Consider the following 22,327-nt stretch of genomic DNA (forward strand, 5'->3'; position numbering starts at 1 on the left):
AGAAAAGGTGAAATGGATGGAAAGTGAACAGAATAAATTTTTGTATAAGCCTGCGATTCATTTTCACAATGTGTCGTTTGAAGTAGGGGACACGAAGATTCTTGATGCGATAACGGGATCTTTCCCTACGAATCAAATCACCGTATTAGTCGGTCCTTCGGGTGCTGGGAAAACGACATTATTAAAAATGTGTAACGGATTGCTGAGTCCTACTACTGGAGAAATTACAGTGCAAGGACAGACAATTCATGAAATGTCACCGATCGATTTACGTCGAAAAGCGGGTATGGTGTTACAAAATTCACCAATGATCGCCGGAAGTGTCTATGATAATTTGGCACTGCCTTTACGTTTACAAGGCAAGACCTTGAGTAAAGAAAAAGCGTTGGATATTTTAGATCAAGTTGGTCTTGAAGGTGAATATCTCGAACGTGACAGCCAGTACTTGTCGGGTGGCCAGCAGCAGAAAGTATCGATTGCCAGAACATTATTGAATCAGTCGAAGATTTTATTGATGGATGAAATTACATCTGCGCTCGACCCGTCTTCATTGAATGAAGTGGAAGATTTGATTCGTAAACTGCATGAAGAGCATGCTATCACGGTCATTTGGATCACGCATAATTTGGAACAGGCGAGGAGAATGGGGCAATATGCATGGATTATGGTGGACGGGAAGTTAGTGGATGCCGGCGAAATATCCGTACTTGATGATTCAGACATCCCTTCGGTCCATCGCTTTTTGAAGGGGGACTTTGCATGAGTACCACTGCCTTATTCCTAACACTGATATTCGTGTTGATACCGTTAGTACTGTCCAAAACTCTTGGATTGCAGTTGGAGAAAGATACTATTATCGCGACGATCCGTTCAACAGTGCAATTAGTGGCGGTCGGCTTTGTACTGAAGTTCGTCTTTGATTCAGAAAGTTATTTGTTCATCTTTTTAATGGTGGTCTTGATGATCGGCGCGGCCGTGCAAAATGCGCGTAAAAAAGGAGAAGGTATTAAAGGGATCACATGGAAGCTGATTGTGACTTTTGTATTGCTAGAAGTGTTGACGCAAAGTATCTTACTTGGATTCAAGATTGTCCCGGCTACTGCGCAATATATTATTTCATTGACCGGTATGGTGATCGGAAACTCGATGGTCCTTGCGATTTTATTCCTCAATCGTTTCGTGGCGGAAGTTGAAGCACATCGACCAGAAAGTGAACTCATCTTGTCACTTGGCGGCACACCCAAACAAGCGATACATAAGCAGTTGATCCGCTCTATTCAGGCAAGTATGATTCCGACAATTGAAAGCCAGAAGACGATCGGACTGGTGCAATTGCCCGGTATGATGAGCGGTCAAATCATCGCAGGAGCCGATCCTTTAGAAGCTGTTCAATTTCAAATTTTAGTCATATTTTTATTACTGACAACTGCTGCATTAACGAGTGTTTGCTTAGGTTTACTCTCTTATCCAACATTGTTTAATGAACGCATGCAAATGCTACAACGACAAGAGCACTCGAAGTAACTATTTTTTGAGTGCTTTTGAAAGTGTAGAAATGCCGAGGCTTTGTACGATTAGGAACACTAATCATATGGCCGCACCGTGGAACTGTCTGCGGCGTCATCTAAAAGCTTAGCTATAAATCGACGACGCTTCATGAATGCCTGCCCAAGATGGGTGCAAGGCCTTTTTTGACGTTCAATAGCTTTTAATAATTTGAGTTTCGGATTGTGAAAAACCCGTTATATGCAGACAAAACCCGCATTTGATTTAACATCGAACTACTAGTACAAAGTATTCATTCTTGCGAATCTATTTGACGATGATTCTCATTATCGACTATGATGATCCTCAATGAGAAATATTCTCATTATGTTCAAGGGGGAATGAAGAGAGATGAAAAAGTTAGCAGGCGTGTTAAGCGTACTGGTGTTACTGTTTGTACTCAGTGCGTGTAGCGCAGCGAATGAGAAAGCAGAAGATCAAACAGATGCATCCACAGTAAAAGCAGAAGAGATAGAGAAAACAACTAAGGCAAGTATCGAAGTGACAGACATGACTGGCCAAACATTAACATTCGACGAAACGCCAAAATCTGTCGCAACGCTAAGTTCTGGTGATCTCGACATGCTTCTAGCACTTGGGATAGAAGTAGATGGACGACCGACAGTGCAAGGACCTCCGAATAAAGACTTAGAAGGCATCGCTGAAATTGGAAATCCACATCAGCCGAATTTTGAGAAGATTGCGGAAGTACATCCTGAAGTCCTGATTGCTGCACCAAGCTTCAAACAACATGAAGCAAATATGAATCGTCAAGGAATGAAGATCGTCTACACAGCAGCTAACTCTGTGGAAGACATTCAAAACACGATTGGACTATTCGGTCAGCTGTTTGATAAAGAAAAAGAAGCAAAAACAATACAAAACAGCATCGCAGAACAAATTAATAAAAGCACAGCCGATAAAGCAGATGCTGTGAAAACATTATTAGTATACGGGGCACCGGGGACATACATGGCGGCGCTTCCGAATTCATTATCAGGGAATCTACTAGAACTGGCTGGCGGGGAAAATATTGCAAGTGATTTCCCGAATGAAGAAAAATATCCACAGTACGCAAGTTTAAGTGTAGAGAAAATCATTGAACGTAATCCTGAAATGGTCATGCTGATTACTCACGGCGAACCGGAAGCGGTCAAAGCGGCATTCGAAAGCGAAATGTTGAAAAATCCAGCGTGGAAAAATTTAGATGCAGTGAAAGCAGGAAACGTCATCGTCTTACCTTCCCACTTATTTGGTACGAACCCTGGGACAAAAGTAGTGGAAGCACTTGACGTGATGAAAGAAAGCTTAGAACAGGTTAAATAAATTGATTGCAACAGAAGAACAGACGCAGAAAGAACGTCATCCACTAGCCAAAAAGCGGGTCATCGTCCTCGTGACGAGTGGCAGTTTACTCATGATCGCAGCTATCTTGAGCCTAATGATTGGCCCGGTGTCGTTCTCCATACAGGAAATTTGGGAAGGGATTTTCGTAGCAAGTGACACGATGGAACGGCGAATTGTATGGGAACTTCGCTTTCCACGCGTGCTAGTCGGTATGATTGTTGGAGTGAGTCTCGCAGTCGCAGGTGCGATATTACAAGGAGTAATGCGTAACCCGTTGGCTGATCCCGGAATTATTGGTGTCTCATCAGGGGCAGGACTGGCGGCGACCATTATTATGATTATCTATCCAGCTTACATCATGTTCTTACCACTTGCCGCATTTCTGGGAGCGCTCGCAACAGCCATTGTAATTTATGCATTGTCATGGAGAGGTGGGGCATCACCTTTACGAATCATTTTAGTTGGTGTCGCAATTAACGCGTTAATCGGCGCATGTATGAGTGCATTGATGCTCTTATACAGCGACCGTGTACAAGCAGTGTTGCCTTGGCTAGCTGGAGGAATCGCAGGTGTCGGCTGGGTGCAGTTTGAAATGATTATCTATTATGCGCTTGCTGCTCTCGTGCTAGCCACCTTCTCGGTTAAGCATATTCGTATCTTGCGTTTAGGTGACGAAGTGGCGAAGTTGCTCGGACATAATGTAGAGCAAAGCCGATTTTTCCTCATCGTGTTAAGTACACTACTTGCGGGAATGGCTGTTAGTGTTTCCGGATTGATCGGTTTCGTTGGTCTTGTCGTGCCACATATTATGCGCTCAATAGTAGGTGGGGATTACCGGTTTTTGCTACCGGCTTCCGCGCTCGGTGGAGGATTGCTAGTCGTAGTAGCGGACACGATAGCTCGTACGTTATTTAATCCAATCGAACTGCCGGTAGGAATTTTACTATCATTCCTCGGTGGACCATTCTTCTTGTATCTCATTCAAAAACGGAGGGATTCATTTGCTGATAACTGAAGAACTTACCTATCGACATTCGGATTCATTCGAATTAACGTCTATTGATTTGCATATTAAGCAGGGGGAGATCGTCAGTTTGTTAGGCCCTAATGGCTCAGGTAAGTCGACATTTCTGCGATTGATTTCTAGATTAATCACACCAGGAAGCGGAGAAGTTCTGCTAAACGGCGACCGATTGAAACGAATGAAATCTCAGGTAGTGGCCCAAAATTTAGCTATGCTTCCGCAAATGCAAGATCATCAGCTCGACGTTACGGTAGGAGAGTTAGTAGAATTTGGCCGACATCCTCACCGGTCGGGCTATGGCAAGTTAAGTCGTGAAGATCAGGAGATTATCGATTGGGCAATCGGTGTAACGAAGTTAGAGAAGTATAAGAATCGTATGTTGCAATCATTATCCGGTGGCGAACGTCAACGTGCATGGATTGCAATGGCAATTGCTCAGCGACCGAAAGTGTTATTGCTAGATGAACCCACTACGTACTTGGACATTTCGCATCAATTGGAAGTGATGGAGTTAGTCACGAAATTAAATGAAACATATGGAATGACTGTTATCATGGTTCTTCATGATATCAACCAAGCGGCAAGTTACAGCGATCGTCTCATTGTATTGAAAGATGGTAGTGTACGTTTTGACGGAATTCCACAATGTGTTCTTTGCAAAGAAATGTTCCATTCCATTTTCGAAATTGACGCGGAGATTTTCATGAATAATGGAAAATGCTTTTTCACACCAAGTAAATTAGAAAAGGGTGAATGCTATGAGGAATGAGACAGAAACGCAGCTACCTATTGATCAAGCGCTGGTACGAGACTATTTGATTGCAGCACATGGCGATTTGGAAAAAGTACAAAAGCTGATTGAACAGGAGCCCGATTTAGTACATGCTGTCATGAACTGGGGTGGCGACGACTGGGAAAGCGGTCTCGGAGCTGCGGCACATACTGGCAATCGCGATATTGTGGAGTATTTATTAAAAAAAGGTGCACGTATGGATATATTCGTAGCTGCTATGCTCGGTGAACTCGAAATAGTGAAAGCATTGTTGAAATGGTATCCGAACTGGAGCGAAATAAAAGGTCCACACGGCATTCCGTTACTTCGTCATGCAGCAGTCGGTGGCCCACAAGCAGTGCCTGTCTTCGAATATTTACAGTCAATCCAAATGGAGGTAGTATGATGCAGAAAATGATCGCAATTAATACAATATATGTAGAAAAAGGTAAAGGCGAGCAAGTAACCGCACGTTTTGCAAAAGCAAAAACGGTTCACACGTTTGAAGGCTTCATTCGCATGGAAGTATTGTTGAATGAAGATAGCGAAGATCGTGACGAAATAAAAGTATGTACGACATGGGAAGACCGTCAATTTTTCGACAGTTGGCTTCATAGTCGTGAAAATGCTAAAGCGCACGACTCCAAAGCACCGGCTGAACCGAGTCCAATAGTAGGCAATGAAGTGAAGACATTTGATGTGAAAGTTCAGCACTTGCCCGCTGACACAGTGGAAACTAAGTAACTCATAACAGCGGCAAGCATAAACTTGTCGCTGGCATTCCGATTGTGATCTATGCAGTGGAATAGGCCTCCACTGTATAGATGGCTTTCGGTAACCCGTCAGCACACCGTATATCGCGTAAACACTTGAAAGCAAACTGTACATGTCTATTTATTGGAAGTTAGCGTACAAAAGCCCACCATTGCTTTGCCACACTAATTCCGAAACGCAACCCTCCCTTTACTTGCGGACATTCACGACATTCCAGCAGGGTTGCTTTCAAGCTGTTTCATTTGGCTGCACTCTTTAATGAGTGCAGTTTTTTTGTGTTGGAATGTGATGAGGAGAGATGATGTCGTTGGGGATGTGCTCAATGTTTGGTGTAATGCGCTCTATAGGTCGCATTTCTGCTCTATGTTGGGCTTGGAGCGCTCTATCGCTCGCGCCATCCGCTCACTGTCAATCGTGAAGCGCTCTATGCAGCGTGTTAACCGCTCAAACTCCGCGAGCCGCTCAATACATTATTTCAATCGCTCTATTGCTCGCGCCATCCGCTCACTGTCAATCGTGAAGCGCTCAATAGTTCGTGTGAACCGCTCACTGTCAATCGGTAATCGCTCTATGCAGCATGTTAACCGCTCAAACTCCGCGAGCCGCTCAATACATCATTTCAATCGCTCTATAGTTCGTGTGATCCGCTCACTGTCAATCGGTAATCGCTCTATGCAGCGTGTTAACCGCTCAAACTCCGCGAGCCGCTCAATACATCATTTCAATCGCTCTATCGCTCGCGCCATCCGCTCAATGTCAATCGTGAAGCGCTCTATCGTTCGTGTGATCCGCTCACTGTCAATCGGTAATCGCTCTATGCAGCATGTTAACCGCTCAAACTCCGCGAGCCGCTCAATACATCATTTCAATCGCTCTATCGTTCGCGCCATCCGCTCAATGTCAATCGTGAAACGCTCTATCGTTCGTGTGATCCGCTCAATGCCGCTCGGGAAGCGCTCTATGCAGCGTGTTAACCGCTCAAACTCCGCGAGCCGCTCAATACCTCATCTCAGTCGCTCTATTGCTCGCGCCATCCGCTCAATACCTCATCTCAGTCGCTCTATTGCTCGCGCCATCCGCTCAATACCTCATCTCAGTCGCTCTATTGCTCGCGCCATCCGCTCAATACCTCATCTCAATCGCTCTATTGCCCGCGCCACCCGCTCAATGTCAATCGGGAAGCACTCTATCCACCACGCAATCCGCTCTATCCCAAACAAAAAAACCGCCACTTCACAAAGAAGTAACGGGTTCTCACTCTACTTAAAACAACAAATGTGCAATACCGGCAATGATAGGCAAAGCAATGATTGTCCGCAGCAAGAAAATGATGAGTAAGTCGAAAATATTCAAAGGAATTTTTGTACCTAAGATCAAACCACCGACTTCGGACATGTAAATTAGCTGAATTACGGAAACAGCTGCAATCGTAAATAGTGTAATAGGCGATGTAATGACACCTTCCGCTAAAATAACGGGCAAGAACATGTCCGCGAATCCGACGACCATCGTCTGTGCGGCTTCTGCAGCCTCGGGTATCTGTAAGACATTCAAGATGTATTCGAACGGCTTGCCTAGAATACGGAATATACTCGTATACTCAGCCATTACTAAAGCAACCGTCCCGAAAGCCATAACGACTGGCGCGACGCCGAACCACATGTCAAGCACGTTCTGCATTCCTGCGCGAACTGTCTTCACAACAGAGCGTTGTTTTGAAGCTGTATCAAGTGCGCTAGTGAGTCCTAGTTTGAAGACGCTTGTTCCGGCAGGCAGTTTTTCGTCCTCTTCGGAATATTCACGATCGTCAATATACGTATTCTTAATAGAACGTAATGGATAGATTCTTGGCATAATTAAGGCAAGAATCACCCCTGTGAACAGAACCGTCGCATAAAATGGTAAGAAGTAGTTTCCAAGACCGACTTTGTCAATAATGACGAGCGTAAATGTAATCGACACAACAGAGAATGTAGTCGAAATAATCGCTGCTTCACGCTGTGTATAGTGACCATCTTCGTATTGTTTACTTGTCAGTAAGACACCAATTGTTCCGTCTCCAATCCATGAAGCCAGTGCATCAATGGAAGAACGTCCAGGTAATTTAAATAAAGGTCGCATAACCTTTACCATTAACGTACCGAAGAATTCGAGCAATCCGAAGTTCAGTAATAAAGGAAGCAGTAGACCTGCGAAGAAGAAGATACTGAACAAGAAGGAAACGAGTCCATCACCTGCAAGTAGCAACCCGCCTGTATTCTCGCTCCAAATCGCTTCAGGACCTAATTTATAGACGACCATGATGGCGAAGATAGCCCCTATAATACGGGTAATCGTCCAAAACGGTGTAACTTTGAATAAGTTTGTAAAGAATGAAGGTCTGTTTGGATCTTTTTTAACAAATAGATAGAGTATGGATCCGAGTGCAGACACAATGATCAAACACATCATAAGTTGTGGAATAATTGGTTCCAATGAGCCTGACAATAAATCCGCCAATTTGGCAATTGGTACTTTCCAACCCGCTGTAAAGGGTAGTGGAATCATGAATAATATAACGCCGAGTATAGACGGGATTAAGAATACTAGCCAAGTGCTAGCTGTATATTTTTTCAAGGTATTTCTCTCCTTGCACATAATCTTGTTGATGTATATTTATTCATTATACTGTTTAACGAGTCGATGTAAATACTTTAGCACAAAGTGTAACTTTTCAGTCAGCAAGCAGTCTATATGGAAATGGGATATGTAACGGCATATGGCTAGTAAAATACTATGTAGGATTACGGTAATCGGCTGCGCAAGCGGACAAGTTTCCTTTATAAGGTGGGGATGATTTTTGTTATCACAATAAGGTTCAAATACTTTACGTGCGTGTACAGGTTATGGATACGACAAGCGCAAGAGATAAATTTAACGGCACACTCGCTAGCTGACTGCGCAAGAACTAGTAAAAGATGTAGAAAATCTTGCAGATTGAAACAGGAAGAAATCCTTTTATATCAAGCTTGACTGGCACTCGTCTGTCACCATTGATAGGCATTACGAAAAATCTAACCGTTCTCCCTTTAAATTTCTGAACAAAAGGCGTATGCTATGGCAATAGAATGGATTACGAGGAAAAATGGAGGTAGATGTTGATGGTTTTTGGAGAGAATATAAAGGTCCGTAAACGCATCTTGCAGTTGATTGATGGCTTAACAGATGAGGAATTTAACGGAACACCATCGCATGGCGGCTGGTCACCCAAACAAATTGTAGAACATTTAGCCTTAATGGAATGTCGAGTTGCTACTAACATCGCCCAAGAATTGAAAAATCCTGAGAGTTTACGTGTCTTCAAAAAACCGATCAGTGTATCGGCTAGTCCATTAGTAAAGGCATATTTACCGGAATATACACAACCAACAGATATGCATCTTTCTATTCCAGAGGTTAAAGAGAAGTTGCATGCATCCAGAAATTATTTGCTGGATATCTATGAATCTGCCACTATTACAGAACTTCGCTGTAAATCACTCAAGCATCCGATTTTTGGAAACGTGCCGTTAATTCAATGGTTCCGATTCGTAGGGTTCCACGAAAAACGTCATCTACGACAGTTGAAACGGACAGTAGAGCAAGTGAAGTCGGCTCGCGTACCGCTAGTATCAACGTCTAAATCATAAATGAGGCTATGGTGTAACTTTAAAAAAAGTCCGTTCCCCTACGCTACAAAAGGCACGCTTTCCGCGGGGCGCGCTTGAGCCTCCTCGTCGCTGGTGCTCCTGCGGGGTCTCAACATTCGCGCTGAATCCCGCAGGAGTCGGCCTTTTTCCGCTTCGGTACACTCTTGATTACTAATTAATTAAACGTTTCAAATAAGTTTCAGTGAATTAAAAAAGGTATGAGGGTGTATTCTCCTTCATACCTTTTGAGGTTTTGTCCCAGCCTTTTTCTCATTTTACTTTGAATCAGCTATACACTACTTAACCGTGAAGGAGGAGATGGAATGAATCGATACCGTTTTGATACCCCTGAAAAGCTGCGTGCATTGCTTTGTGAACTAGTAAGTTGGGATAGTCGTACGTTAACGGAAGGAGAGCGTTTCTTTTCCTGGAAGCTACAAAATAAGTTGAGCGAACTGGAATATTTCACTGAGCATGCTGACAATATTACACTTCTAGATGCGGGTCTCGGGCGGCAAGTCGTGCATGCCCTTTATGAACATCCTGATGCAACAGATACGATTGTGTTAATCAGTCATTTTGATACTGTACAAACGGATGAATACGGAGCACTTGAACCACTAGCGTTTCATCCGGAAGAATTGACGAAAAAGTTGTTGGAAAATAAAGATACGTTGCCTGAAGCTGCGCGCCTTGATTTAGAATCAGGAAAATATCTATTCGGCCGAGGTACGATGGATATGAAGATGGGGTTGGCTTTGCATATACAGTTGATCGAACGGGCAAGTATGGAGAATTGGCCTATTAATTTATTATTGTGTACAGTACCAGATGAAGAAGTGAACTCAGCGGGGATGCGTGCTGCTGTTAAGGAGCTTGTACGTCTGCAAGAACAAGAAGGGCATCGCTTTAAATTATTCTTGAACGGAGAGCCTTCATTTTCACAAGGACCTGCGGATACGAAAGAATATATTTACTCCGGGACAATCGGAAAAATTATGCCAGCCGCATTATTTTATGGAAAAGAAACGCATGTGGGTGAACCTTTAAAGGGGATTACTGCAGATTATATGGCGTCTTTTTTGACACAAAAGATGGAATGGAATCCTATATTCCGTGAACTAGAGCAGAACGAATCAACACCACTTCCCGTCACATTGCACCAAAAAGATTTGAAAATCCAGTACTCTACACAAACGCCACAGCGAGCAGCTGCGTTATATAATGTATTTCTATTCAAGCGGACAGCCGCTGAGATCATGAATTTATTTGAACAAGTGGCAAAAGAAGCGATGGCACAGTGTACTGAACAGTATAAAGCAGTGTGTGCACGTGAATCGGCAGTGCCGCTAGGAGATATTCGTGTACTGCGTTTTGAAGAGTTATTAACATACGCTGAAGATCAGTTAGGCAAAAACGAAGTGAACAGATTGAAACAGGAAGTGCTGTTGCAAGAAGAATGGGATGACCGTGAGCAATGCATACGTATTGTCGATACGCTCATGATGGCGTGCCAGGAATTGGGTCCAGCGGCCGTCCTATTCTATGCTCCTCCTTATTATCCGGCTGTTAACTCGTCTGACGATCCCCTTGTGAAGGAATCGATTGCGTTTGTGCAAGAGCGTGCGCAAGTATTTGATCTAACAATTGAACAAGTACATTATTTCAATGGAATTTGTGATTTGAGTTATGTGCAGTATAAGGATGAAGAGGATCATTGGAAGGCGTTCGCAGAGAATACGCCCGTCTATGGTGCGACGTATTCGATTCCGTTTGAGGATATGCGCAAGCTCACTGCACCGGTGTTGAATGTGGGGCCGTTTGGTAAGGATGCGCATCAAAAGACGGAGCGGCTGCATATCGATAGTGCTTTCAGGGAAATGCCAGTGTTGTTGGAGCAGTTGGTGAAGAAACTCGCGGGCATGAATCAAACGAAGTCTAGATGAGGTTTCTAACAATTTGGGTCTAATGGGTAGAAGTGTTGGAACAGCGCTTGACCTACCTGAAAGAAAATCAACGAATTGAAAGTACTGATAACGAATTTTAGGCAAAGCAATGGGCATAGACAGGCTAACATCCTGTCTGTAGCTTCTTGCGAAAGTCATCTACCTGACCCAAAGTGGGGCCAATGGATTCTTCACTTACAATGGCTCGCAAAACACCTCTCCATGTTACACTCCACTCACTTTCAGTAACCATCAACCACCACCATACATAGTACGCAAACGCGCATGTTTTCAACTTGCCTGTATTTCAGCTATACTAACATTAGAAGCCATTTAAGAATAGGATGTGCCAGGATGAGTCATTTAGTGGTAGAAAAATTAACTAAAACAGTTGGAGAAAAAACACTTTTTAAAGATGTAGCATTTAATTTAAAAAGTGGAGATAAGATTGGCTTGATCGGGATTAACGGCACGGGAAAATCTACGTTACTTTCCATAATTTCAGGGCAGGGAAGTGCGGATACGGTGACAATGGATCATCCAAATAAGTTCCGTGTGGCATACTTGCCTCAAGAACCGATTGTCAATCCGGACTTAACCGTGATGGAAGCAGTATTCGAAAGTGATGCACCTGTTATTCGTACAAATCTACATTACGAGCATGCATTGCAATTACTAACCGAAGATCCTTTAAATGAGGAGTATCAAGAACGATATTCTTTTTATCAAAATGAAATGGATTCAACGGGCGGCTGGGATTTGAATGCCTTAGCACGTACTATATTAATGAAGCTAGGTATCGAGACATTCGATAAGAAGATGGGCGAACTATCGGGCGGTCAACTGAAGCGTGTGGCTCTCGCTAAAGTATTAATCGAACCAGCGGATTTATTGTTGTTGGACGAGCCGACGAACCATTTGGATGTCGCATCGATTCAGTGGTTGCAAGACTTCTTGCAAAATGTTCAAGGAGCCATATTATTTGTTACACACGATCGGTATTTCTTGGATCAAGTCGCTACACATATTTACGAGTTAGCGGATAAAACACTTTATTCGCATACTGGAAATTACGCAGATTATTTGGAGTCAAAAGCACTACGTGAAGAGATGTCGGCTGCTTCGGATCAAAAAGACCGTAATCGTTACCGCAGTGAATTGAAATGGATTCGCCGCGGTGCTAAAGCACGTTCGACGAAACAGAAAGCGCGTATTGACCGTTTTGATGAACTTCAAGCGAAAGTGAAGCGGACTGATGAGTCATTGGACTTTGAAATGGATTTGCAAACGACACGTCTTGGGAAAAAAGTGTTGGAAATCAACAATATTACGAAAAGATTTGACGATAAAGTGATATTGAATGGTTTTTCCGCTATTCTACAAGCGAAAGAACGTATTGCGATTATCGGACCGAATGGTGTAGGGAAGACGACACTTCTTCAAATGTTGGATGGGACAACTATGCCGGACACCGGTGAAGTCGATATAGGCTCTACCGTAAAGATTGCTCATTTCCATCAACATTTGCCACCAATGAATGAAAACCAGCGGATCATTGAGTATATTCGTGAGACATCCAATGACATTGAATCAGGAGATGGAGAGCGATTGTCTGCGACACAAATGTTGGAGAGATTCTTATTTCCTTCCTCCGCACACGGTACGCCAATCGGAAAATTATCAGGTGGGGAACGTAAACGTCTATATTTATTGAAATTATTAATGGAACAGCCGAACGTATTGCTGCTGGATGAGCCGACGAATGACTTGGATCTTGAAACGTTATCCGTTTTGGAGTCGTTTATTGATACGTTCGCTGGAGTAGTTGTGACGATTTCCCACGACCGTTTCTTCTTGGATCGAATTTCACGTAAGCTATGGATACTAGATGGTTCAGGCGAAATCGATGTACGTCTTGGTCTGTATTCAGATTATCTTGAAGAAAAGAATACAAAAGACGAGAAGTCACAAGCTAAAGTTGCGGTTGTTGCTCCGACACCGGCTCCAGAAGTTAAAGAAGCTAAAAAGAAAATGACATACGCGGAAAAACGTCAGTGGGAAACTATTGAAACGGATATAGAAGGAATAGAAGAAAAAATAGCCGCGGTACAACAAAAAATGACGACTACGGGCTCAGACTATGATCAGCTCCGTCAACTAGATGAAGAACTCGTAACGCTGAACCAACAATACGAGGAACTTGTCGAGCGCTGGTCTTATTTACAGGAATTAGCCGATTAATTATATTGGAGGAGAGTTTTCTTGAAAATCAAATCGATTGAACCGACACCGAGTCCAAATTCTATGAAAATTATTTTAGATACTCCTTTGCCTGATGGAGTAAGTCATAACTATAAGAAAAAAGATGAAGCGCAAGCACCTGAGCCGATTCGTTCTCTTTTGGCTATACAAGGAATTAAGGGAATCTATCACGTATTAGATTTTATGGCAGTGGAGAGAATTGGAAATGTTGCGTGGGAATCCATCCTTGCCGAAGTACGATCAGTTTTAAATGAAGACGGCGAGTCACTTGATCAAGCAAAAGAGCAAAAAATAGACGAGCATTTCGGTGAAGTCTACGTTCATGTACAGACCTATAAAGAGATTCCGTTGCAAGTGAAAGTGTTCAATAGTGATGAGGAGTCTCGATTTGGCTTAAGTGAACGTTTCATCCAAGCTATGGAAACCGTTCACCATTCTGAAGTGGAAAACTACATTTTACTGCGGAAATGGGTAGATTACGGAATTCGTTATGGAGAATTGCAGGAAGTGGGCGAGCAAGTTGTACAAGAACTTGAAGCCGCGTATCCTGAAACACGCTTGCATGAGCTTGTGGAAAAAGCGGAAAAGGCAGACGAAGAAGCAAAAGTTCGTGGAAAGAAAGTGACACTGGCGGAATTTACTGTTCCAGAATGGGAAACGCGCTTCCGCTTATTGGATCAAATGCCAGATCCAGACGTTTCGGATTATCCAGTCCTAACGCTTGCACTTGAAGATGAGAAGATGTCTATCCGCAGATTGGCTACAGTGTACCTTGGAATGATCGAGGATGAAACCGTCATCCCGTTTATCGAAAAAGCACTTGAAGATAAAAGTTGGGCGGTTCGTCGTACAGCTGCAGACTGTATGAGTGACCTTGGCTATGTTGGTTTCGAATCAGCTGCAATCCGTTTATTGCAAGATAAAAACAAGTTGGTTCGTTGGCGTGCTGCTATGTTCCTCTATGAATCCGGAACAGAACGAGCATTACCCGCACTGCACGAAGCAGAAGACGATAATGAATTTGAAGTGAAACTGCAAGTCCGTATGGCGATCGCTAGAATTGAAGTAGGCGAAGAGGCGAAAGGCTCCATTTGGCGTCAAATGACCGAAAGAACTAACTAATTTATTAACGCCTATCGAAAGACGTTAACTATCTCGAATCCTAAACCTTGTCTACTCGACAAGGTTTTTTCTATGACTTTCAGATGAAAATGTATACTTTTGATAAGGACTAAAGGTATAATAAAGATCTGATCAAAATTTACTAGGAGGGCATATGAAGTGAAGAAGTCTGCAAGTATTGCGATGAAACTTTCAAGACTAATTATCGTATTATTTTTATCACTATTTTTGGTATACTCAGTTGTTACTAGTTTCATGTTACATAAGCAAAGCATTAAAGATGCTGAGGAATTTGCGTTGGAAAGTGCAAATAAAAATTCACTCATTCTTAGTGCGAAATTCAATGAAACGAATGACATGTTACGCACTACAAGTCACATATTGGAAACATTACAAGCGACAGGTGATATGAAACCGGAGGAAATTATTCGGATCATTAAAAACAATTTGAAGAAAAATGAGGATGCTACTGGAATGGCGGCAGTCATTAATCAGTCCGCATTCGCTGAAGGGGAAGTCATACCAAAGAACTTGCTAGATGAAAATCAGCAATTCATTCCATATATCTTTAAGCAAGACAATACTACTGATGTAGAACCATTAAGTGGTATGGATGATTCAACAGCGAATAGTTGGTATACCGTTCCGAAAAATGAAGCACGTGCGATTTTAACAGAACCTTACTCTTACGAAACAAATGGTAAAACCATTCTCATGACTACTATTTCCGTTCCGATGGTAGATGCATCAGGAAATTATTTTGGTTTGTTAACTACAGATATATCCATAGATTTCTTGACTGATATGGTGAAGACGATTCAACCAAAAGGCGGCTATGCTTCTATTATTACAGACGCTGGATATATTACGGCGAACAGTCTAAAGCCTGAACTAAACAATAGCAATATGGCAGATGCAATCGATTGGAATGCTGCTAAAGTACATATTGATCAAGGTGAATTGGCAAGTATGTATGTAGATTCTCAGAGTCTAGGTGAACAAGCATTTAATGCCTTCTCTCCAATCAACTTAAAAGGAATCAATGAGAAATGGTCAGTACAAACTGTTACACCGAAATCTGAGATTTTGGAAACATTCACCGCTATTTTGTGGATTACAATTATATCTGCAATCGTAATTATGTTGCTGATGTCAAGCGCATCCACGATCTTCATTTATCGACTGTTGAGGCCGTTGAAAACCCTACAGCAATCTATGCAAACCGCTGCTGCAGGTGACTTGACGATGATGGTAGATGAACAGAAAATCCGTCACGATGAGATAGGATTAGTAACACTTGCTTACAACGATATGTTGCGCCAGACGAATGCGGCGTTACAAACCGTGCAACTGTCTTCGAGTCAGTTGAGTGCGTCATCCTCGCAGGTTACGCATGCTTTCGAGGAGCTAGTTGCCGCGAATCAAGAAGTGTCAGTAGCGACAGATGAAATTGCACAAGGCGCTTCTAAACAATCCGAAGATACGGAAGTAACGAGCCAACGAATTTCTGATTTAGCAGACCGTATGGATCATATCCACACAATGTTCATGACAATGAATCAGTTATCTACAGACGCTTCTAAGTCTGCTGAAAATGGCATGTCGGAAGTGAAAAGTCTACGTGTTCATAACACGACAGCAAATGAAATGAATAAAAAAGTACAGCTTCAAATCCAAACATTGACTACTAAAATATCATCTATTAATCAAGTCATTGAAACATTGCATGGCATTACTGCAAGCACAAATCTTCTAGCGCTTAATGCAAGCATTGAAGCGGCTCGAGCGGGTGATAGTGGTAAAGGATTTGCGGTTGTTGCGAATGAAGTACGTCAGCTAGCGGAACAGTCCCGCAGAGAAACTGAAGTAATTCAAGAAACCGTGAAAGAAATCTTGTCAGAATCACAGCAGACAGTTGACGTCATTGAATTAAACATGAAATCCATGGACGGTCAAAATCAGTCCGTTACAGATACGGAAGAATCATTCGTACAGAACGCGGACATCATTGACCAAATTCGCCAATCCATCACGGAGTTATCCGAGAAACTTGCCGAAATGATGGAATATAAAGATGAAGCCATTCTTGCCATCCAAAACGTCTCTGCCATTTCGGAGCAGACGGCTGCATCTTCTGAAGAAGTGAGTGCGTCAGCTGCCGCACAACAGAGTGAATTGGAACAAGTAGCAGATTCTACAAATCAAGTGAATGAGATCGCTGGGGAATTGCGAAGTGTAGTCGATCGATTCAAATTATCGTAATTTAATTGTGTAATCAGCAGAAGTGGCATAGTCCACTTCTGCTTTTTTGAATTGAAAGCTTTATTCTCTTTTTTGGGACTGTTTTACGCAGTACAGTTTCTGATATGTAAGTGTCTGCATTTCTTTTTGCTATGAAAATGCGAGAGCAAATGCAGTGACTTACGTAAACGATCCACCAATCCTTCACTCAGAAATGAATGTTACGATGTGGTCCTGATATTCAAAACCGTCAACTCTTCACTATTCTTTAACAACTCAATAAACACTTGCAACGCCTTCGTTTGAAAAGGCGAGTTCGTCACGATAGAGAAATGCCGCTTGAATGGCGTTCCTTTTATCGATAGCGTCTTCAAATCCCCATAACGCAATTCCTTTTGTATCGCCCACTGTGATAGCAAGCTTACGCCAAGTCCCGCTTCGACAGATTCCTTAATCGGTTGCGTACTGCTGAATTGCATAATGCGCTTCGGATAAAATCCAGACTGGGAAAAGAATAATTCTGCGGCTTCTCGTGTGCCTGAACCTTCTTCGCGCAATAGCCAGATTTCATCTTCTAGTGCAGTGATCGACTGTCGTCCTTTTTTCTGAGTTAGTGGATGATTGCTAGAAGTGACGATATACATTTCATCTTCTGCAAAATCTTCATTTTGAAGCGGTGCGGCTTCCTTGAAATGTCCTTCGATCAAGCCGATGTCGAGTTGGTGAGTAATGACTAACTCCGCGATGTCTGCTGTATTTCCAATTGTGACTTGTGGTTCAATCGCCGGGTAGTCTGTGACAAGTTTAGACAGAATATGAGGCAAGACGTATTCGCCGAAAGTATAGCTGGCCCCAATAGTGAGAGGACCGCTAGCTTTATTGCCCAAGTCATCTACTAAGTTTTGCATTTTTGAATACAAGCCCGCGATTTCTTTTGCGTGATGATAGACAATTTCTCCAGCTTGGTTGAGTCGTACGTATTTATTCGTTCGCTCAAGCAATCGTACACCAATGGATTCTTCGAAAGAACGAATATACTGACTGACAGCAGGTTGTGTCATATGCAGTTCTTCTGCTGCTCTAGAGAAGTTCTTTTGCTCGGCTACCTCAATGAATACTTGCAGTTGTTGATCGATGACGAGGCAACTCCTTTCCGTGTATATGGATTTACTTATCATAGCTATTATAAATAGTTATTTCTCTTATAGCCAGCTGTTTTCTATACTAGTACTAGGGGGTGTCATCATGATTTATTCGAATATGACTCCAGAACAGCATGCACTACAACATCCATCTAAATGGAAAACATGGACCGGTGGAATAGCTTTTACATTTTTTATTGCATTTATAGGGTATGTATTAGCAAAAGTACCAGGTTTCGATCAGATCGGACAAATGGCCTGCGCAATCATAATCGCGGTAGCATACCGTCATTTTTTTGGCTATCCTGAAATGATTCGAAGTGGAATTGCTTTCTCGTCCAAGCATTTACTTCGCACAGCCATTATTTTATACGGTTTGAAATTAAATATAAATACCGTCTTAAGCGACGGGCTCGGCTTACTTGCTCGAGATGTAGGTGTAATCATTTTCGCGATATTCATGACCATTTGGCTCGCCAAAGTTTTTAAAGCAGATAAAAACATCTCCCTGCTTTTAGGTGTCGGGACAGGAGTCTGCGGTGCGGCGGCCATTGCAGCAGTGGCACCGATTATTAAAGCAAAAGATGAGGACACGGCAATAGGTGTAGGAATCATTGCCTTAATGGGTACAGTGTTTGCGATTGGTTACACGATTTTACGACCCATTCTTCCACTCGATTCAATCGAGTACGGAATGTGGGCAGGTATCAGTTTGCATGAAGTTGCGCATGTAGCTTTAGCGGGTGCACCGGCAGGAGAAGATGGCTTAGCGATTGCCTTATTGGCTAAACTTGGTCGAGTATTTCTATTGGTGCCACTATGCTTCATCTTCATTGCTATCATGAAACGTAAGCATGCAGACGAAACGGGCGCTAAAATTGAATTTCCATGGTTCCTCGTCGGCTTTATCATTCTAAGTATTTTAGGAAGCTATGTGTTCGGTCAATCCATACCTGTCTCAGATTACGCAATGGAAGGCGTCTTTACACTGACCACATGGTTACTAACAGCAGCCATGGTTGGGCTTGGTCTAAACGTCAGTCTACGTGATGTAAAAGACCGCGCGATGCGTCCACTTGCCGCTATGACAGTCACATCCATACTATTATCCGTCATCGCCTATTTCATTATTTAATACACTATACCGATAAAAAGTCAGTCTGCGAATAACTATTTCGTAGGTTGGCTTTTTCGTTGTGTATTCTTTCCATAACTAGCAATCAATAAAAATTCCATAAAACACGTCTGAACTAGTTGACTTTATTTAGTCCACCCCCTAAACTATTCATTATTGGTTTAGGGGGTGGACTACTTTGAGAAATCAGCTTCAAGAAGCAGTAGAACTATTTGAAGAAGTCATGATCTACGGTACAGAGCATGTCGTGAAAAACTTGGACGTTCCAATATGGAAAGATTACTCACCAGAACAAATTCACGTACTGAAAATACTATCTGCCTACGGTCAGCTATCCAGTGGACAACTGGCGGAGATTCAAGGCGTACATAAAAGTGCCATTTCGAGTCGTCTCAAAAAACTAGTCGAAAAAGATCTTGTACAGTCTGAAAAAGACGTGAAAGATCAGCGGATGAATCGAATATCACTAACCGAAAAAGGACATGAAGTACTATCGATTTCAAATGCTGCAATAAATGAAAGCATCGAAAACTTGTTGAAAGATCAAATCGATGAACAGGAGCTTGAACAATTCATCAAGACATTCCGTAAGCTGAAATCAATTTTAGTCACAAAGGAGAGATAAGGCGTGAAAACGATTTTAAAATTCAAATGGCCTATTGCGATCGGTATCGTGATACTGACTGCTGTTTTATTTATACTAGCACCTGACTTGGCAAAGCAGGCGGAAAAAGCAGGTTCTTTCCAATTGCTAGATTCGGCAGATTCCCAGAAGGCTGCAAAAATGCTAGAAGATGCGGGACAAGCGGATGAAACCATTTCGCTCGTCTATGATCTTGAAAAACCGGCAGACAAAGCAAAAAAACAGGAAATTTCCGCAATTGCCAAAGAAATTCGAGATGCCAGTAACATTGTAACGGAGGTTTTAGATCCGTTTGAAAGTGAAGAAATGAAAGATCAGCTCGTTTCTAAAGATCAAAAAACTGTATTGCTCCCCATAGTGGTAGACGGTACAGATGATGAAATTATTCAATTGGCTAAAAAAATAAAAAGAGATATCGTATCTACAGAAGACAAAGTGTATATGACAGGCGAAGTAATTATCAATAATGACGTAAATGAAAGTGCGCAAGAAGGACTAAAAAAGACAGAGATTATTACGGTGGTGTTGATTTTTGCTTTATTACTCATTGTGTTTCGCTCGATTATCACACCATTCGTTCCGTTAGTCGCAGTAGGAATCGCTTACTTATTAAGTCAGTCATTTGTAGCGTTCTTCATCGACTGGTTTGGGTTCCCGGTTTCGAACTATACCCAAATATTTTTAGTCGCGATATTATTCGGTCTTGGAACAGATTATTGTATTCTGTTATTAAGTCGGTATAAAGAAGAATTACTAGCTGGACATGAAGTAGAAGAAGCAATTATCAACACGTATAGAACAGCTGGACGCACACTATTCATCAGTGCACTTGCGGTGTTTATCGGTTTCGCGGCAATCGGATTTGCGGACTTCCCGATATTTAAATCGGCAGTCGCAGTAGCGGTAGGGATTGCGGTGTTGATGTTCGTTCTATTCACTGTCGTGCCGCTGTTGATGTCCATTTTAAAAGACAAATTATTCTGGCCTGCAAAAGGCGCGGCTTCGCATAAGGATAGTAAATTGTGGATTGCATTCAGTAAATTATCCGTTATGCGCCCACTACTTTCCATGGTCATCGTAGCCATCATCACAATTCCGCTATTATTGACGTATGACAATGATCTATCATTCAATACGGTGGATGAAATTGATAGTAGCAAAGAGTCTGTCAAGGGGTTAAATCTAATTTCGGATGCTTTTGGTGAAGGGGATTCACTACCCGTACAAGTACTGTTAAAGAAAGACTCTTCAATCGTGAAAGAAGGGGATATCACCTATTTAGAAGCGATTGCCCGAGACTTAGAGAAAGTGGAAGGTGTCAAAAGTGTTCGTACCGTTACACGACCGACTGGTGAATTATTGGAAGACTTATATGTAGACCATCAAATCGGTTTGATGGCAGACGGTTTAAAACAAGCGAATGATGGCATACAGGAAATTCGTTTAGGTTTGGCGACAGTGCAGTATAATTTACGCGACGCAGCTAATCAATTGCCTTCTGGCGGAACGGGCAGCGGCTTAATCCAAGCTGCAAATGGTATTGAGCAGATCAATGGTCAGTTAGCGCAAATTTCTGGCGGCCTCCAACAAGGTCTTCCTGCCGCACAAGCAGCTGGGGGGTTGGATGCACTAGGTAAAGAATTGGAAAAGGTCAGTAAAGGCATTGCAGGAGCTGGTTCTCAGATCAACCAAAGTGGTTCGCAAATCGGACAATTAAAAAGTGGTTTGAAGCAGCTAGGCAGCGGTGTCAAAGCATCCAAAGACGGTTTGGCTGAAGTGACGACAGGTCTTCAAGAAATTGCGGATATGCTTGGCGATATGGCGGATACGAAAAGTGTGCGCGACACGGGTTTATTCATTCCTAAAGGAACACTTAATAGTGAGGAGTTTGCACCAGTCATTGACCGCTACACATTCGATGACGAAAAAGGAATTTTGATGGAAGTGATCTTGAAGGAAAATCCTTATTCACGTGAAGCCATTTCAACGGTGAAAGATATTAAAGATACTGTGAAGCGCTCGGTCATCGGTACACCATTTGAAGATGCAGATATAGCCTTCAGCGGTATTTCAAGCATGAACTCGGACTTGAATGATATTTCATCGGCTGACTTTACACGTACAGTTACCGTTATGTTAATCGGGTTATTCATCATTCTCTTCGTCTTATTCCGTTCTGCTATCATGCCATTGTATATGATCGGTTCATTATTGCTGACATATTACACGGCGATATCTATTACGGAATTGATCTTCGTCAATGGTCTTGGTTATGACGGAATCAGTTGGGCCGTTCCATTCTTCGGATTTATCATGCTGATTGCGCTTGGCGTAGATTACTCTATCTTCTTACTCGATCGTTTCCGCGAAGAGAGTATTGGAGGTATGAAGGTCAGAGAAGCATTGATGTATTCTATGGCGAAAATGGGTACTGTTATTATTACGGCAGCTGTTATTTTGGCAGGAACATTCGGTGCTATGATGCCTTCAGGCGTCTTGAGCCTCATGCAGATCGCAACGATTGTTATTTTGGGATTACTGCTCTATGGTTTAATTATTTTGCCATTGTTAATCCCAGCCATTACGATTTCGTTCGGACGCGGTGTTTGGTGGCCGTTCAGAGGATAAAGGAAAAGGTGCTCAGTTACTAATTGAGCACCTTTTTTGTCTATGTTTATAGGAGCAGTCTTTCAGGGTAAATAAAAT

Annotated in this window: 17 protein-coding genes; 15 read left to right on the plus strand and 2 right to left on the minus strand. The window is 42.5% G+C overall.

Translation table 11 applies throughout. From position 1 onward, the window contains the following. Positions 1–16: 16 nt before the first annotated feature. From CSV63_RS13905 to CSV63_RS13935, 7 genes are all read left to right on the plus strand, one after another. Complete coding sequence (locus tag CSV63_RS13905) at positions 17–763, plus strand: ABC transporter ATP-binding protein (protein WP_099696360.1); 747 nt, start codon at positions 17–19, stop codon at positions 761–763. Next, a complete protein-coding gene (locus CSV63_RS13910) occupies positions 760–1,524 on the plus strand; it encodes an ABC transporter permease (RefSeq protein ID WP_099632219.1) in 765 nt (254 codons plus the stop codon). Before CSV63_RS13905 ends, CSV63_RS13910 begins: the two co-directional genes overlap by 4 nt. A 372-nt stretch (positions 1,525–1,896) precedes the next feature. Then, on the plus strand, positions 1,897–2,871 hold the full coding sequence (locus CSV63_RS13915; protein WP_099696361.1) for an ABC transporter substrate-binding protein: 975 nt from the start codon (positions 1,897–1,899) through the stop codon (positions 2,869–2,871). A gap of 4 nt (positions 2,872–2,875) precedes the next feature. Beyond that, positions 2,876–3,907, plus strand: coding sequence for a FecCD family ABC transporter permease (locus CSV63_RS13920; RefSeq protein ID WP_255408948.1), 1,032 nt, complete (start codon positions 2,876–2,878; stop codon positions 3,905–3,907). Further along, positions 3,894–4,685, plus strand: coding sequence for an ABC transporter ATP-binding protein (locus tag CSV63_RS13925; RefSeq protein WP_099696362.1), 792 nt, complete (start codon positions 3,894–3,896; stop codon positions 4,683–4,685). Before CSV63_RS13920 ends, CSV63_RS13925 begins: the two co-directional genes overlap by 14 nt. Beyond that, positions 4,675–5,094, plus strand: coding sequence for an ankyrin repeat domain-containing protein (locus CSV63_RS13930; RefSeq protein WP_099696363.1), 420 nt, complete (start codon positions 4,675–4,677; stop codon positions 5,092–5,094). The genes CSV63_RS13925 and CSV63_RS13930 overlap by 11 nt, the downstream gene beginning before the upstream one ends. After that, positions 5,094–5,432 (plus strand): antibiotic biosynthesis monooxygenase, encoded by a 339-nt coding sequence (locus CSV63_RS13935; protein WP_233192119.1) that lies wholly within the window; start codon positions 5,094–5,096, stop codon positions 5,430–5,432. Before CSV63_RS13930 ends, CSV63_RS13935 begins: the two co-directional genes overlap by 1 nt. A gap of 1,293 nt (positions 5,433–6,725) precedes the next feature. Here the strand turns inward: CSV63_RS13935 and CSV63_RS13940 are convergent. Then, entirely contained in the window at positions 6,726–8,078 is a 1,353-nt protein-coding gene (locus CSV63_RS13940; protein WP_099696364.1) for a YjiH family protein, read from the minus strand. Between the two features lie 524 nt (positions 8,079–8,602). On the opposite strand from CSV63_RS13940, the gene CSV63_RS13945 reads away from it, so the two are divergent. The 5 genes from CSV63_RS13945 (at position 8,603) to CSV63_RS13965 (ending at position 16,722) form a co-directional block, all read left to right on the plus strand. Further along, positions 8,603–9,130 (plus strand): DinB family protein, encoded by a 528-nt coding sequence (locus CSV63_RS13945; RefSeq protein WP_099696365.1) that lies wholly within the window; start codon positions 8,603–8,605, stop codon positions 9,128–9,130. Positions 9,131–9,453: 323 nt separating this feature from the next. After that, a complete protein-coding gene (locus CSV63_RS13950; RefSeq protein WP_099696366.1) occupies positions 9,454–11,076 on the plus strand; it encodes a M20/M25/M40 family metallo-hydrolase in 1,623 nt (540 codons plus the stop codon). A 354-nt stretch (positions 11,077–11,430) separates the two neighbouring features. Then, a complete protein-coding gene (locus CSV63_RS13955; RefSeq protein ID WP_099696367.1) occupies positions 11,431–13,317 on the plus strand; it encodes an ABC-F family ATP-binding cassette domain-containing protein in 1,887 nt (628 codons plus the stop codon). Positions 13,318–13,338: 21 nt separating this feature from the next. Continuing rightward, complete coding sequence (locus CSV63_RS13960) at positions 13,339–14,460, plus strand: virulence factor (protein ID WP_099696368.1); 1,122 nt, start codon at positions 13,339–13,341, stop codon at positions 14,458–14,460. Positions 14,461–14,619: 159 nt separating this feature from the next. After that, entirely contained in the window at positions 14,620–16,722 is a 2,103-nt protein-coding gene (locus CSV63_RS13965) for a methyl-accepting chemotaxis protein (RefSeq protein ID WP_099696369.1), read from the plus strand. 200 nt (positions 16,723–16,922) lie between these two features. On the opposite strand, the gene CSV63_RS13970 is transcribed toward CSV63_RS13965, so the two are convergent. Then, positions 16,923–17,837 carry a LysR family transcriptional regulator gene (locus CSV63_RS13970; protein ID WP_099696410.1) on the minus strand — a complete coding sequence of 305 codons (915 nt, stop codon included), beginning with the start codon at positions 17,835–17,837 and terminating at the stop codon, positions 16,923–16,925. Between the two features lie 124 nt (positions 17,838–17,961). Here CSV63_RS13970 and CSV63_RS13975 point away from each other — a divergent pair, with 124 nt between their 5' ends. The 3 genes from CSV63_RS13975 (at position 17,962) to CSV63_RS13985 (ending at position 22,249) form a co-directional block, all read left to right on the plus strand. Continuing rightward, on the plus strand, positions 17,962–18,978 hold the full coding sequence (locus CSV63_RS13975) for a YeiH family protein (protein WP_099696411.1): 1,017 nt from the start codon (positions 17,962–17,964) through the stop codon (positions 18,976–18,978). A 178-nt stretch (positions 18,979–19,156) separates the two neighbouring features. Then, positions 19,157–19,603 carry a MarR family winged helix-turn-helix transcriptional regulator gene (locus CSV63_RS13980; protein WP_099696370.1) on the plus strand — a complete coding sequence of 149 codons (447 nt, stop codon included), beginning with the start codon at positions 19,157–19,159 and terminating at the stop codon, positions 19,601–19,603. A 3-nt stretch (positions 19,604–19,606) separates the two neighbouring features. After that, positions 19,607–22,249, plus strand: a complete 2,643-nt coding sequence (locus tag CSV63_RS13985; RefSeq protein ID WP_099696371.1) for an MMPL family transporter — start codon at positions 19,607–19,609, stop codon at positions 22,247–22,249. The last annotated feature ends 78 nt before the right edge of the window (positions 22,250–22,327 follow it).

The sequence above is a fragment of the Sporosarcina sp. P34 genome (assembly GCF_002743375.1).
Classification (GTDB): domain Bacteria; phylum Bacillota; class Bacilli; order Bacillales_A; family Planococcaceae; genus Sporosarcina.